The 14699-nt window shown below is 37.2% G+C and carries 13 protein-coding genes and 1 pseudogene; 11 read left to right on the plus strand and 3 right to left on the minus strand.

Annotation, left to right across the window (positions count from 1 at the left end; translation table 11 throughout):
• The 7 genes from DXB58_RS27710 to hxsC all read left to right on the plus strand — a co-directional run.
• Positions 1-673: hypothetical protein (locus DXB58_RS27710; RefSeq protein ID WP_158571560.1), on the plus strand; the 673-nt coding region annotated here is incomplete at its 5' end.
• Positions 674-751: 78 nt separating this feature from the next.
• Positions 752-892, plus strand: coding sequence for a hypothetical protein (locus tag DXB58_RS27715; protein ID WP_158571561.1), 141 nt, complete (start codon positions 752-754; stop codon positions 890-892).
• A 273-nt stretch (positions 893-1165) separates the two neighbouring features.
• Complete coding sequence (locus DXB58_RS10285; protein WP_122136696.1) at positions 1166-2035, plus strand: urea transporter; 870 nt, start codon at positions 1166-1168, stop codon at positions 2033-2035.
• A gap of 528 nt (positions 2036-2563) precedes the next feature.
• Positions 2564-3421: a peptidoglycan-binding protein gene (locus DXB58_RS10290; protein ID WP_117936166.1), complete on the plus strand. Its 858-nt coding sequence runs from the start codon at positions 2564-2566 to the stop codon at positions 3419-3421.
• Positions 3422-3430: 9 nt separating this feature from the next.
• Complete coding sequence (gene hxsD / locus DXB58_RS10295) at positions 3431-3778, plus strand: His-Xaa-Ser system protein HxsD (protein ID WP_122136697.1); 348 nt, start codon at positions 3431-3433, stop codon at positions 3776-3778.
• Positions 3778-5199 (plus strand): His-Xaa-Ser system radical SAM maturase HxsB, encoded by a 1422-nt coding sequence (gene hxsB / locus DXB58_RS10300; RefSeq protein WP_122136698.1) that lies wholly within the window; start codon positions 3778-3780, stop codon positions 5197-5199. The genes hxsD and hxsB overlap by 1 nt, the downstream gene beginning before the upstream one ends.
• The gene (gene hxsC / locus DXB58_RS10305) at positions 5183-6043 is read left to right on the plus strand and encodes a His-Xaa-Ser system radical SAM maturase HxsC (RefSeq protein ID WP_229070627.1); all 861 of its coding nucleotides are present in this window, start codon (positions 5183-5185) and stop codon (positions 6041-6043) included. The genes hxsB and hxsC overlap by 17 nt, the downstream gene beginning before the upstream one ends.
• Before the next feature lie 379 nt (positions 6044-6422).
• Here hxsC and DXB58_RS10310 read toward each other — a convergent pair whose 3' ends face one another.
• Complete coding sequence (locus DXB58_RS10310) at positions 6423-6830, minus strand: helix-turn-helix domain-containing protein (protein ID WP_004323518.1); 408 nt, start codon at positions 6828-6830, stop codon at positions 6423-6425.
• 45 nt (positions 6831-6875) lie between these two features.
• A complete protein-coding gene (locus DXB58_RS10315; RefSeq protein WP_004323519.1) occupies positions 6876-7265 on the minus strand; it encodes a helix-turn-helix transcriptional regulator in 390 nt (129 codons plus the stop codon).
• Between the two features lie 332 nt (positions 7266-7597).
• On the opposite strand from DXB58_RS10315, the gene DXB58_RS10320 reads away from it, so the two are divergent.
• A complete protein-coding gene (locus DXB58_RS10320; RefSeq protein ID WP_122136699.1) occupies positions 7598-10684 on the plus strand; it encodes a TonB-dependent receptor in 3087 nt (1028 codons plus the stop codon).
• A 15-nt stretch (positions 10685-10699) separates the two neighbouring features.
• Entirely contained in the window at positions 10700-12538 is a 1839-nt protein-coding gene (locus DXB58_RS10325) for a RagB/SusD family nutrient uptake outer membrane protein (RefSeq protein ID WP_122136700.1), read from the plus strand.
• A gap of 127 nt (positions 12539-12665) precedes the next feature.
• On the opposite strand, the gene DXB58_RS10330 is transcribed toward DXB58_RS10325, so the two are convergent.
• Entirely contained in the window at positions 12666-13244 is a 579-nt protein-coding gene (locus DXB58_RS10330) for a DJ-1/PfpI family protein (protein WP_122136701.1), read from the minus strand.
• A 141-nt stretch (positions 13245-13385) separates the two neighbouring features.
• Here DXB58_RS10330 and DXB58_RS10335 point away from each other — a divergent pair, with 141 nt between their 5' ends.
• Entirely contained in the window at positions 13386-14354 is a 969-nt protein-coding gene (locus DXB58_RS10335; RefSeq protein WP_122136702.1) for a GlxA family transcriptional regulator, read from the plus strand.
• A 4-nt stretch (positions 14355-14358) separates the two neighbouring features.
• Positions 14359-14535, plus strand: a pseudogene (locus DXB58_RS28135) (DinB family protein); the annotation flags it as partial.
• Between the last annotated feature and the right edge of the window lie 164 nt (positions 14536-14699).

Consider the following 14699-nt stretch of genomic DNA (forward strand, 5'->3'; position numbering starts at 1 on the left):
ATTTATTCACAATAGAAGAAGTACCACCAAATTTGACGAAGAACCGATAGCACTTCTTATTTCTATTCTTTTTGTCTACACAAAGCCTAAAGGGCTGAGTAATGAAATGATTAATTATGTGTTAAGCTCTCTTTCAATAATGACGGCTCTGTTTTTGAGTTTGATCATTATTATCTTTGATAAGTTTAATAATTTCAATTTCAAAGGGGAGGGTGATGATGAAAAGATTCACAAATTTCATATGTGGAATTTCTTTTATCAATTTAATGCGATTACATCATATGCGATTTTAATATCGACATCAGTTATTATATTACTGGTATTTACATTAATGTTTGGGAAAGAAATTGATGTTTCTCAATATACATTTGTGTCATATAAACTTGTTACATTTGAATCAATCCTTTTATTTCTCAAATTACTATTTGTATATTCAATTAGAATAGTTATCGCATACTTTCTATTGGATTTCTTTATTTTATGTATTTATGCCATATCAAGTATTTTTCAGTATGTGAGTAATGAATTTATAAAAGAAAGACCCAATATAAAAGTAAATAGAGAAGAGTCAATAAATGATACAATGCAAGAAGAATATGGAAATTTACCCAAATACTTGAAAATTATTTTTATAATTTCATTTATTTTGGCTATGCTTTATGTCCTGTTCTAATTGTTGTCATGAACCAAAAGTATCAAGAAACAATATAACTTAAGAATAACCCAGTACTAAAATGAGATCGATTGAGAAATGGAAATTATTCTTATAGCAGAAATGCTAAACAAAGAAGCCTTAATGAGTTTGGTAAAACCAATTAAAATCACTATTTTTGCACTCAGTATTCTCCATGAGCAAACTGCCGCAAAAGCACGTAGCAAATTAGTGGGATAATTCATGGGATATGCTTGAAGTTAAAAATATAAAGTTTTAAATATCAGCGTGGTAACTCTGCAAGGAGAATCCCAGGCGAATCACCAAGAAAATCCCTTGATAATCTATGATTATCGGGGGATTTTTCTTAAAAAAAGACATTCAAGCCTACTCTCACAAAACTTTGCTAGTAATTTATAACACCACAATCTTCTATTACATATCTATTGATCTTGTTAGTTTCAATAGGAGGTTGTACCTTTGTCATCATTTTATCAGTTAATATTTTATGCAATGGTCTTTATACACAATTTATTACTCATTCTAGGACGTGGAATAGGACAAGTGATGTTTCAGAATAATGCGTTATCCGGATTATTAATGCTAATTGGAATATTCCTAAACTCATGGCAAATGGGAATACTAGCAGTCTGCGGTAATATAATAAGTACACTGACAGCCTATTTTTCAGGATATAAACACAATGATATTAAAAATGGATTATACGGATTTAATGGAACTTTAGTAGGTATAGCGGTTGGCGTATTTCTGCAATTATCAGTAGGAAGTTTAATCATGCTGACTATCGCTTCAGCCCTTTCCACATGGATTGCCAATTTTTTCAGTCGACAACGTTTGCTCCCTGGCTTTACTGCTCCTTTCATTCTTGCTGTATGGGGAATGTTGGGAGTTTGTAGCTGGCTTATATCAGATTTACTACCAGTTTCCGATACGGTTATTGATACCACACAGAATATTAATTATTTCCAAGCCTTCTGTTTAAGCATAGGGCAAGTCATGTTTCAGGGAAATACAGTTCTAGCCGGATTATTTTTTCTTATAGGCATTTTGATCAGTTCTCGAAAGGCAACTCTCTATACTATCTTAGGAGCACTTCTTCCTATTCCTCTAGCTATTTTGCTGGAAGTAGATGCTACAAACTTAAATACCGGATTAATGGGCTATAATGGTGTATTATGTGCCATAGCTTTAGGAGGAACGACATGGAAAAGTGGAGTATGGGCAGGATGCTCAGTCTTATTGTCCACTGCATTACAGATCCTAGGAATGGGATTGGGTATCATTACCTTAACCGCTCCTTTTGTTATATCTGTATGGATTATAATAATGATACAGAAAGTAATGAGGACACAGAATAAATAAAAGACTATTTGTACTATTTGTTACTAGTGAAAATATCAAATAATCTCGGAGTATTATACTTGGCAGGAGCCTCCTATATTATTTAAATGAGTATAAAATATTACCACATTTAAGCCGAAAGACAAGCGTACATTAGTCCAATGAGTGTAATGTAAGAAACTATCATATCACTTTTTTAGCTGAATTTAATTATATTGTTATAGAAAATAACAAAGTGAATTACAGCAAAGTGAATTAACCTTCTTACTCATATAAAGTGATATAAACAATTTCCCGCATAATAAATGAACCATCATACATTCATACTTAATGTTTAGATTTAGATATATCTATTAAACTTCAAATAAAAGCAAGTCACCACAACAACTTCAATAAATAAAGTTATATATTTTTTCAACATAAATAAATATATTGATTAAATATACCCTATATCAAAATTATTCTTTCAAAATATACACTCAATAATTTTTTATTATCATCTATATAATATATATTTGCAATTAAAAGTAACCATAAATTACAATAGCTATGAAAACAAAATTTAAAGATCTCCTAAAAGGCATTTTTTTAACATCTGTAGCTTCACTTATTTCATCTAACGAAGCCAATGCTATATCTTATGACCTTTCAAGAATAAGTGATGACAACAACATTGAACAAGGAAAAAAGAATGATCTCTCACAGAAATATATACTTAAAATCCATAACGACAACTCATTTTTAATAGCAGGACATAGAAGCCATCGCTCGCACTCTTCACATAGATCTCATTCTTCACACAGATCTAGTAGCTATGGAAGCTATAGTGGTTCTTCAACTACTACAAGCTCCAGCACTTCAACCTATAACACTAATACAACGACTAGCACAAAGACTACTTACTCATTAGGAGAAAGAAATATTATTAGTGGTGTTTCAGGTAAAGATGTTGCAGAATTAGCTAATAAATTAGTCAAGATAAGATATATAATAGAGTCAGACATAGAAAAGAATTATTCTGGAGATGTCAAATATTCTATTAGACTAGAAAATGCTATTAAGAAATTTCAAAAGGATCATAATCAAGTGGTAGACGGTATTGTTGGAAAGAAAACAATTGAAGCTATTAACAAACAAATAGAACAAATAAATCGTAAAACAGTAAATACGGACGTTCAAAAATATAATTTAGGAGACCGCATACTTAAAAAACAAATGCAAGGGTACGATGTAACCCAACTTAAAAACATCCTAATCGACAAAGGATATTTATCTGGAAAACTACTCAAGGGAACTTCCCTTTTTGATGAAGAAACAGAAAAAGCCGTTATTAAATTCCAAAAATCAATAGGAATAGATGCTGATGGCATTGTAGAAACCCAAACAGTATATTTTCTAAAAAAGTAATATTCAATTATGATTAAAGCTGAATTAAGGTCAGAAAACACATTTTGTTTTACAATCAATGCCGCTATATTCAATGAGCGTGTATTGACCAAAGCATTATATTGGTATGCAGAATCATTTATTATTTATTGGAATAAAAACAAAGATAATTTATTTGAAATAACTTTGGGACTTAAACCAAGCGCAAACAAGATATACACATTTGAATATGTAACCCATAAATTTAATCAAGATTTAATTGATTATAAAAACAGAGATTTGATTACTAATGAAACTAAAGATATTCGTAACATCTTATATGTAAAGGCTTTTGCTAACAACGATGATTTTGAGGATTTTAATTTAGCATCGGAATAATGAATCACTACTATTTATTACCATTTCGCTTCGAAAGAATCAAGGAACAAGAATTACTCGTCAATGAATTGGGTGATTTTATTTTCGTGCCAACAGGCACTACAGAACGAATCATCAAACGCCAACTTAGCAATCAAGAGGATCTTTACAAGGATTTAGTTGCTAACTTCTTTATCTCTGAAAGTCCTATCCCAGAGCTAATAGACAATATAGCAACACGACTAAGAACTAAAAAGGCCTTTCTCGATTCATTTACATCACTACACATTTTTGTCTTAACTTTAAGATGTAATCAAAATTGTATTTATTGTCAGGCTTCAAGCAAGGAAAGCTGTGAAGCTATCTATGACATGAAAGAAGAACATCTTTTCAAAGCCATAGATTTGATGTTTCAAAGCCCATCGCACTCCATCACAATGGAATTTCAAGGTGGAGAACCATCCCTACCTTTCCAACTACTACAGAAAGCAGTAAAAAGAACTGTTGCATTAAATCAAGAATTTAAGAAACAAATAACATATGTTTTATGCACAAACTCCATCAACCTAACAGATGAAATACTATCACTTTGCAAAGAATATAATATACTTATCTCAACTTCCCTAGATGGTCCAGCTTTCATTCATAATCATAACCGAGGAAAAGCTGATAGCTATAACCGTGTAATAGAAGGAATTAACAAAGCTAGGAATTATTTAGGAACAAACAGAATATCAGCACTAATGACCACATCAGAGTTGTCAATAAATCATCCCAAAGAGATTATTGACAATTATTTGTCGAATGGTTTTAATAATATATTTCTTCGCCCCTTAAATCCTTATGGATTAGCTCTTAACAACACAAATTGGGAAACATATTTCGATAATTTCATAGAATTCTATAAATCTGCATTGAACTATATTATTGACATAAATATTCAAGGCCGATTCTTTGTTGAAGAATTCACCTCCATATTATTACGTAAAATACTTACTCCTTTTACAACAGGTTTTGTTGATTTACAATCTCCCTCCGGAATCATCAACAGTGTTATTGTTTATAATTACGATGGTTATGTATATGCATCTGATGAATCAAGGATGTTAGCAGAATATAATGACAACACATTCAAGTTAGGACACGTTACAGATAAATATGAAAGTATTTTTTATGGAAGAAAGGCTCAACAAATAGCCCTAATTTGGGGAACTGAATTTATTGCAGGATGTGCCGATTGCGCTTTTCAATCTTACTGTGGAGCTGACCCTGTACGAAACTACTCTGCTCAAAATGACATGTATGGTTTTCGTCCTACTTCTTCTTTGTGCAAAAAACACAAAGCAATTATCACCTATATATTCTACTTAATTCAGAATGAATATGATAGGGTTATGCCAATATTCAAACAATGGATCAATAGAAATGAAAATGAATTTTGATATAAATTCCAATGATAATTCACTGTTCGTTACCTCACAATGTAATAACAGATGTTTAATGTGTGCACAACCACCATTAAACAGGGATGACATCGATTCCTTTTGGAACAAAAACATCAAACTAATAGACAATGCTCCCAACGGATTAACTAATATAGGGATCACTGGTGGAGAACCAACGCTGTTGCAAGAAAAATTAATACACTTAGTTGAATATATAAAACTTCGTTATCCAGAAAGTCTAATACATATACTTACTAATGGGAGAGCCTTTTCAGACATTCGCTATACCATGAAATTTAAAGAAATTTCCAATCTTTTATTTGGCATTCCATTACACTCTGACTTTTCAATAGACCACGATACCATAACACAAGTAAAGGGTTCTTATACAGAAACAATGAAAGGATTATATAATCTCGCAAGTATAGGGGCAGACATAGAATTGCGTATAGTCATTAACAAAATGAATTACCAAAGACTACCCCAATTATCTGAATTTATATGGAAGAATCTACCATTTGTTGCATACATATCATTCATGGGATTAGAAGACACTGGTTATTCGATCAAAAATCACAATAAAGTTTGGATCGACCCGATTGATTATCAAAAAGAGCTTGAAAAGGCAGTTGTAAATTTAGCAGAATGGAAACTAGATGTTTCTATTTTCAACATTCCTATTTGTTTACTAAAACCATCATTATACAAATTCGCAAAAAAATCGATTTCTGATTGGAAAGTCTGCTATATAGATGCTTGTTCTAAATGTTCTAAAAAGCATGAATGCTGCGGTCTATTCTCAACATCCAAAATACAAAGTCCCAGTATAAAACCCATATAATAAAACAAAAAACGAGCTATACTTACATATAGAACTAGAATATTTGATTCAACGTATCAATACAAAAATAAAAGTTTTTATCAGTTTTACCCTCATACTCTCACCCTTGCGTTAATCTCCCTATTCATCAAAGTTTCAGGTATGAAGATAAAAGTACCATCTTACCACACGAAATAGCTGCTTTTATGCTGTGAAAAATGCTGTAGTGCAGTAAACTTAAAAATAGCGCATCCAAACTCCTTGAACTAAAAAGAGTTTGGATACCTCAATATTTATAGTAAAAAACACTATTTATAAAGTTTCAATGAAATCTTAGTTATATCCGAATGAATAACCAAATATCTTTTTTTCTACATTCTTTCTAAAAAAGATTACCTTTTCACTTACTATCCTCTTTTCCCTTACTATATTTTTCTCTTTCTATTTTCAACAATTCCTCAAACAATTTCACAGCTTGCTCCATTGAAAAGTGATTGAGATTTTCCACATGAGTGATAGGACCTATATTAGATGCACTCACATGGCAGTTTTCATAAAAATTGTTTGTGCTATATAGGACTGTTTCTTCCGTGAATTTCTTTAAGCCATCTTCCGTGACACCTAACGCGTCAGCTACTTGTTTTAATTTATCGTCATCTATTTTTTCCGATTGCTCCATTTTGGAAATAGCCTGTTTAGTCACTCCCAATAGTTCACCCAAATCAGTCTGCGTCATACCACGAAGACGCCGTATTCGTTCTATTTTCCGTCCCAAATGCGAATTGTTTGTATAAGATTCTGTTTCCATAATAATAAATTTATTTTTAACTTATCTCAATCTACTAATTTATAATCACTTATTTTTCAGTAACTCCACTTTCTCCCTTTCACTTTGGAGTAAACGTTCATACAATTCCACTATTTTATCCACTGGATTGAATTGTTGTGCGATTGATGTAGAACCTTGTTCAAAGGTGTTGTCTCTGATATTATTAATATTATAGATAGCCTTCTCCACATCAAAGTCTTTAATCACTTCTGCAGATATTCCCAACACAGAAGCAATTTGATTTAAAAGACCTTCTTCTATTTCTTCCTGTTTTTCAATCTTTGAGATGACCTGCTGGTTTACACCAAGATCAGCCGCTAGAGCTTCTTGCTTCATACCAAAGTAAACACGGATCTTTTGCAGATTATGCCCTACATGTCTCCGGTTCGCTTTATCTTTTACTTCGATATCCATATCATTATTTTTTTAAGTAGTACATTGAGACAAAGATAGTAAAAATCAACCCAAATCAAATCAAAGTCAACTTTATTTTTTTCAATCCCCAGTTCTATATGCATAATTTTGTCCTGTCAGTTTTTTACTGACAGGAATCGTGGCGCCACATTCAAAACAGTATCAGAATGATATTCAATTGACATTGACATTCTGAACAATCATCATTTAACCAATAAAATCTAATAGCCTATGGGGTAAGTAAAGTCGTTACAATCGAGACATAGCTTTAAATTGTCCGAAAATTTAGCTATCCAAAAACAAATTAGTAAACATACAATTAAACAAAAAGCATGAAATCATTTTCTGATAAAACAAACATAGGGTGGAATAATCCCCTAAAGACTGTTTATAAAATGAATTTTTACCTATTATTCCTATTAATAGATTCATTATTGATACTTGGATCAACACGGGCTTATTGCCAACAGAGCAGAACGATCTCTGGTATAGTGAAAAACTCTCAAGGAGAGACTATTATCGGAGCGAATATCGTTGAAAAAGGTACCAGTAACGGGACGATTACGAATGTAGACGGACTGTTCACACTGCGCGTAGCACCCAATGCAATATTAAAGGTATCTTATATGGGATACACGGAACAGGAAGTCAATACACGCAACAAGAACAAGGTGGAAATCATACTGACGGAAGACGCCAGACTGATTGATGAAGTAGTGGTGGTAGGATACGGATCGGTCAAAAAACGGGATTTGACGGGTGCAGTAACCTCCGTCAAGAGCGCGGAAGTGCTGGCCGCTCCTACCAATAATGTGATGGAAGCCCTTCAAGGTAAGATACCCGGAATGGATATCACCAAAACTTCGGGACAGGTAGGAGGTGATGTCACTATCCTGTTACGTGGTTCACGATCCATCTATGGCAGCAACGAACCGTTGTTTATTATCGATGGAATCCCCGGCAGCTATAGCCAAGTCAGCCCGTCAGACATCGAGAGTGTAGATGTATTGAAAGATGCTTCTTCCACCGCTATTTATGGTTCCGCAGGAGCAAACGGCGTTGTCATCATCACCACCAAAAGAGGAAAAGAGGGAAAAGCTACCGTAAATTTCGATGCTTATTACGGATTCAGCGGTTCACCCAACTACAGACATGGGATGACACGGGATGAATGGATCACCTATCAACGGGAAGCCTATAAATATAAAAACGGTGACTATCCCACCGATATGTCCGCCCTACTGGGAAAACAGGATTTTATAGATGCATACAACGACGGCAAATGGATAGACTGGATAGATGAAGTTTCGGGCAACACGGCTACCACACAGAAATACAGTCTTTCGGTCAGTAGCGGCACTGAAAAGACAAAATTATTTGCTTCGACTTCCTACAACCGGGAGGAAGGTTTACTTAGTAACGAGAATCTGAACAGATATTCGTTACGCCTCAATCTGGATCAGCAGATATTTTCGTGGGCAAAGGTGGGCTTTACTTCCAATTTAGTCTACCGTGACTTGAACTCCGGCGTGAAAAACACATTCACCAAATCTCTCTCCGCCATCCCGCTGGGTGATGCTTATACCGAAGAAGAGGAGATCAATCACGAATACATCACGGGCCAATATTCCCCGATGAGTGATTTCATAGAGAATCAGTATGTAGACAACACCCGTTCCACCTACCTGAACATGAGTGGCTATGTCGAACTAACTCCCGTCAAAGACCTGACTTTTACCAGTCGTGTCAATGGTACTTTGAATCACTCACGCCACGGGCAATACTGGGGAGAGAAGTGTAATGCCAACCGTCCGTCTTATGCAGGTTCACCGCATGCTTCCATCACCAACAACAATGCCTGGAATTACACTTGGGAGAATATTCTCGCTTACAACACAACCATCGCCAAAGACCATAATCTGGGAGGTTCACTGATTACTTCCTGGAATAAGAACCAGTCGGAAAGTAGCATGGCTGCCGCCAGCGGTCAGATGGTAGATCAATGGTCTTTCTGGCGACTAACATCGGGTACTTCCCAACATGTGGAATCCGACTTCGCACAGACACAGAAAATGTCTTTTGCCTTCCGTCTGAACTATTCGTACAAGGGCAAATACCTGTTTAATTTCTCTACCCGTTGGGATGGTGTTTCACAATTTTCTACCGGACATAAATGGGATGCCTTCCCCGCAGGCGCACTGGCGTGGAGAATATCGGACGAGGCATTTATGGAAAAGACACGCAGCTGGCTGGACAACCTGAAGTTGAGAGTGAGCTACGGTATCACGGGTAACTCGGGAGGAACCACCGCATACAGTACCACAACACAAGCATACGTATATACCGCTTCGGGAATTTCCATTAACGGGAAGATCGTTCCTTTCACACAGTACTCTGGTACTTACGGTAGTTCCGACCTCGGATGGGAAAAATCATACAACTGGAATATAGGGTTGGATTTCGGTATCCTGAACGGTCGCATCGACGGCTCGGTAGAATGGTTCAAGACGACAACCAAAGGATTATTATTCAAACGTACATTGCCCATTACCAGCGGTCTGACCGGATGGGGATCGCCTCTGGCCATCTGGCAGAACATCGCCCAGACCAGCAATCAAGGTGTGGAAGCAACGATCACTTCGCACAACATACGGCACAAGGATTTCACCTGGAACACGACTTTATCCGTCACCTGGAACAAGGAACAAATAGACGAACTACCTGACGGTGACCTGATTGCTGAAAACCTGTTTGTCGGTGAACCGATTAAAGCCATTTACGGATATAAGTATGCCGGAATCTGGGGAACCGATACTCCGCAGGAGACATTGGATGCCTACGGCGTAAAACCCGGCTTCATCAAAATAGAGACCTTAGACCAGAAAGGTGACGGAGGCGTACATAAATACAGCACGGAAGACCGGCAAATTCTGGGACATTCCAACCCGGACTGGATCATCGGATTCAACAATTCCTTCACCTACAAGAATTTTGATTTATCCATCTTTGCCATGGCGCGTTACGGACAAACGATCAACAGTGACCTGCTCGGCTATTATACCGCCGAACGGAGCGTTACCAAGAATCAGCTGGCAGGCGTAGACTACTGGACAGAGGACAATCAGGGAGCCTATTTCCCCCGTCCCGGAACAGCAGATGAGCAAAAAACCGTATATCCTTCATTAAGGGTACGCGACGGTTCCTTTATCAAGATTAAGAATATCACACTGGGATATACACTGCCCGTAAACATTTCGCGCAAGGTTTTGATGGAGAAATGCCGCATCTATGCCACAGCCTACAATCCGTTCATCTTCGTAAAAGACAAGCAGTTGAAAGATACCGATCCCGAAACCAACGGTTCGGACGCATTCCCTACCTACCGGCAATTTGTTTTTGGCGTTAATTTGACATTCTAACTAAAGATTATAATCATGAAAAGTATATATATAAAATTCATATTTTGCAGTGTGCTGCTCTCGGCCCTGTCTCTACACTCCTGCACTTTAGACGAGTACAACCCGGGTGCATTTACCAAAGAGGCTTTGGCTACTTCCATCGATGGGTATGAAACCCTGATTAACCAATGCTATTTTGCCATGGAAAGGTTTTATTATGGTGCTGCCGACTGGATGTCACTGACTGAAGGTGACACCGATCTTTGGACGTATAAAGCCAATGAATCGACCAGTTACACGCAGTGGTTCTGGTTTTTCGCAGGAACATCGCCCAATACGACTTACACCAATAATTGGTGGAACGGGACGTACGATGGTGTGGGAGCCTGTAACGAAGCTATCGCATTAGGAGACAAGCCTCCTTACACCACGGAAGAGGAACGGAATGCAAAGATTGCGGAAGCCCGTTTTCTTAGAGCTGTGTATTATTTCAATGCAGTGGAACAATTCGGAGCAGTGACAATGCTCACAGAACCCGTAGTAACGGAAACACTGACCTACTCCCCCACCCGCACCGATCCGATGACTATCTATCAGGAGGTTATTATCCCCGATTTGAGATTTGCATCCGAATGGTTGCCAACAGGTACGCATGCAACGACTACCACTCCGACAAAGAAAGCTGCTCTCGGTTTTCTGGCTAAAGCCTGCTTGCAGACGTACGAATATGGAAGCACCGAATATTTGCAGGAAGCTCTGGATGCAGCCAAGAAATTGATTACCGATTGCGAAACTGGCGGTGGGAAATACAACACATATATGTATCCATCGTATAGCGAAGTGTTTAAAGAGAGCAATAACTGGGAAAACAAGGAAGCTCTCTGGAAACATCGCTGGTATGCAGGAGCAGACGGTCACGGATCAAGCAATGGAAACTACAAGTTGAACCGCAACGACGAATACTTCTTATGCAATATCAATAAATTCGGTGCACGTGAAGACAATCAGGAGACACGGCTTACCTGGGAAGGCTCAATTACCGGTATCTTTATGCCTACGCAGCATTTATTGAGTTTGTATGTGCAGAAAGACGGAACATTAGACCCCAGATTTCATGAATCGTTCACCACAGAGTGGAACGCGAACAAGAATTACACTTGGGACGAAAGTGCCGTGCACATGTATGATAAGGAAGAAGCCGTCATCGGCAAAGCTCTGAATAAAGGTGACTTAGCCATTAAATTCATCATGCCGCAAGACATGGATTACGCTACAGAGAAGCAAAAAGAACATATTTCTGATTATTTGCTGATTGATTATCATCATGTATATAGTGATGACAATAATAATGTGAACATGAATTATGCTTATACAAACGTCACAGGCAATTACAAGAATGATGGCACGAACGAGAATCAGTTCCGCTACTATTATCCGTCACTGAATAAACATAACAGCAGTAATTATTATGTAGCCAATGCTTCCAAACAGAGAAACGGTAATCTGAATGCAACATTTATCATGCGTATGGCAGAAGTTTATTTGATTGCGGCAGAAGCAGATATTTACCTGAATGGTGGTGCGAATGCAGCCGGTTATATCAACAAGGTTCGTGAACGTGCCGGAGCAAATCCGCTCACAGGAAGTATTACAGTGCAGGATATCTTAGACGAAAGAGGCCGTGAACTTTGCGGAGAATATTGCCGCTTCTATGACTTGAAACGGACAGGAATGTTTAAGAACTCAGAGTATCTGGAGAATACCCATCCGGATCTGGCCCGGTTCTTCCATCCGAATTATGCGTTACGTCCCATTTCAACTACTTTTACAGCCACGATCACCAATGGCAGTGAGTACCAGAATCCGGGATATTAAATAGATATTTCAATATGTACAGGTGCTATGGAGCCAATCCTGGCACCTGTATATTATCATAATTCCAGTTGTTTGAAATACAAAGATATAATTTTCTGTATAATAAAAAACGCCTAACAACAATTCCTTAAAATCCCATAGCATCTTTCACTAAAACCATCTCTTCATGAGAGGTTAACTTCTCCAATAACAGCAATGCAACTCCATACGATGTTTGAGGACAATAAGAAGTTATGATATTATCATCTACCACAATGGGAGTATTCACGATGGTTGCTCCAAAACCCTCAAGAACTTTCTGCTTATGTGCACCCCTAAGGTGGTAAGTTGTTGCCCTCCGGCCATTCAAGACCCCGCTTTTCCCAACAGGTAGAGCACCGACACAAACTGTTGCAATCCATTTCTTTAGTGAATCAAACAACCGTATTAACTCCAAAAGTTGCTCATTATATGCTTCCTCATAAAACCCAAATTCCTCAAATCCGCCGGGTATCGCAAGCGCATCATAGTCATCCGCAGATACTTCATCTATGACTTTATCCACCAAAACGGGAACATTGAAAGAACTAATCACTTTTCTATTCAAGCCACAGGTAACAACATCGATTTTACAATCAAAGTCCGTCTTTGCCCATCCCATAACATCAATAAAAGCACTGAACTCAATCGTTTCAAACCCTTTAGCAAGGAATACCAATAATTTCATAATCAATCGGGTTATATATTAAACAATTTATGAATGCTGCAAAGGTAGACATATTCATCATAGCCTGAAATGACATTATTCCGTCAAAAACTGCCATATTTATATTATCTTTGTTCACAGTAAAAATTGAAAAGACCATATATGGAGAAAAGATATAAGCACATCGCATTTCTTGTAATACCCAATGCAACATTGCTCGATATTACAGGTCCCTATGAGGCCTTTTCACTCGCCATACAATGCCTGAAATCTTATCATAAAGACACTACGTATGTGCTGCATACATTATCATTAGATAGAAACAGGATAGTCAAAACATCATCGGGGCTTTGCCTGCAATGCGAAGGTTCTATCAAGTCGTTGAATTACCCCATAGACACACTGTTCATTCCCGGTATTCCCGAAAGTCTTGAAGACATGGTTGGCCCCAAGACATTATCATGGATAAAGCAACAATCCATGCAAGTACGGAGAATCTGTTCTATCTGCACAGGGGCTTTCATTTTGGCGGAAGCATCCATCCTTGACAACAGAAAAGTCACTACCCATTGGAAATTATGCCACAAGCTGGCTAATGACTATCCATCTTTAGATGTTGACAGCGAGTCTATCTTTATTAAAGACGGACATGTGTACACATCAGCCGGGGTTTCCTCGGGAATAGATTTAGCCTTGGCATTAATAGAAGAAGATTTCGGACGAACTTTGGCTTTAGAAGTAGCCAGAGAACTCGTCGTCTACCTGAAGCGACCGGGTAATCAAGCACAATTTAGCGTTACTCTAAAACATCAGGATAGCGATCACAAGCCAATCCAGAATATTAAAGATTGGCTGTTAGAACATTTAAAAGAAAAAATAACAGTAGAAGATTTAGCCGAACAAGCACTAATGAGTCCAAGAAATTTTGCACGCGTGTTTACCAGAGAAACAGGAATAACACCAGCTAAATATGTCGAGAAACTAAGGCTGGAAGCCGCCTGTCGTTTGCTCACAGAAACTCAACATACCTTAGAAACAATTTCCCTTGAATGTGGTCTGATGAATATAGACAATATGCGCAGATTATTTATAAAGCATCTAAAAGTAACACCATCCGATTATAGGAGATAGCCCCCCCGATTATCGTCAGGATAATGACCAGTGGATAGCTCTGCAAGATTATCAAAATGCAGATTGGACTAACTGAATCCAGTTGTGGAAGTTTTATAATTTACATATCATTCAAGTTATTCATTCTGTAGATGTAGCAAAATTAGATCATTATTGGTGCAATTTCGAAAAGTGCAAGATTTGACATTTTTACAAAATTGCTATGACAAATCAAAGTTTTTCCCTATGTTTGTATTAAGGGGCAACAAGATTTAAAATCTCAGAATTCGATGACAGGACAGAATATAAAAATGCAGTAAATGAGATTCTTATAAGCTCCCGATTCCATTCCACAATTTTCAGAAA

The organism is Bacteroides sp. OM05-10AA (assembly GCF_003439055.1).
Classification (GTDB): domain Bacteria; phylum Bacteroidota; class Bacteroidia; order Bacteroidales; family Bacteroidaceae; genus Bacteroides; species Bacteroides intestinigallinarum.

Bases quoted from the DNA above. Each gene is read 5' to 3' on its own strand.
- DXB58_RS27715 (WP_158571561.1), top strand. From the start codon at position 752: ATGGAAATTATTCTTATAGCAGAAATGCTAAACAAAGAAGCCTTAATG.
- DXB58_RS10285 (WP_122136696.1), top strand. From the start codon at position 1,166: ATGGTCTTTATACACAATTTATTACTCATTCTAGGACGTGGAATAGGA.
- DXB58_RS10290 (WP_117936166.1), top strand. From the start codon at position 2,564: ATGAAAACAAAATTTAAAGATCTCCTAAAAGGCATTTTTTTAACATCT.
- hxsD (WP_122136697.1), top strand. From the start codon at position 3,431: ATGATTAAAGCTGAATTAAGGTCAGAAAACACATTTTGTTTTACAATC.
- hxsB (WP_122136698.1), top strand. From the start codon at position 3,778: ATGAATCACTACTATTTATTACCATTTCGCTTCGAAAGAATCAAGGAA.
- hxsC (WP_229070627.1), top strand. From the start codon at position 5,183: ATGAAAATGAATTTTGATATAAATTCCAATGATAATTCACTGTTCGTT.
- DXB58_RS10310 (WP_004323518.1), bottom strand. From the start codon at position 6,830: ATGGAAACAGAATCTTATACAAACAATTCGCATTTGGGACGGAAAATA.
- DXB58_RS10315 (WP_004323519.1), bottom strand. From the start codon at position 7,265: ATGGATATCGAAGTAAAAGATAAAGCGAACCGGAGACATGTAGGGCAT.
- DXB58_RS10320 (WP_122136699.1), top strand. From the start codon at position 7,598: ATGAAATCATTTTCTGATAAAACAAACATAGGGTGGAATAATCCCCTA.
- DXB58_RS10325 (WP_122136700.1), top strand. From the start codon at position 10,700: ATGAAAAGTATATATATAAAATTCATATTTTGCAGTGTGCTGCTCTCG.
- DXB58_RS10330 (WP_122136701.1), bottom strand. From the start codon at position 13,244: ATGAAATTATTGGTATTCCTTGCTAAAGGGTTTGAAACGATTGAGTTC.
- DXB58_RS10335 (WP_122136702.1), top strand. From the start codon at position 13,386: ATGGAGAAAAGATATAAGCACATCGCATTTCTTGTAATACCCAATGCA.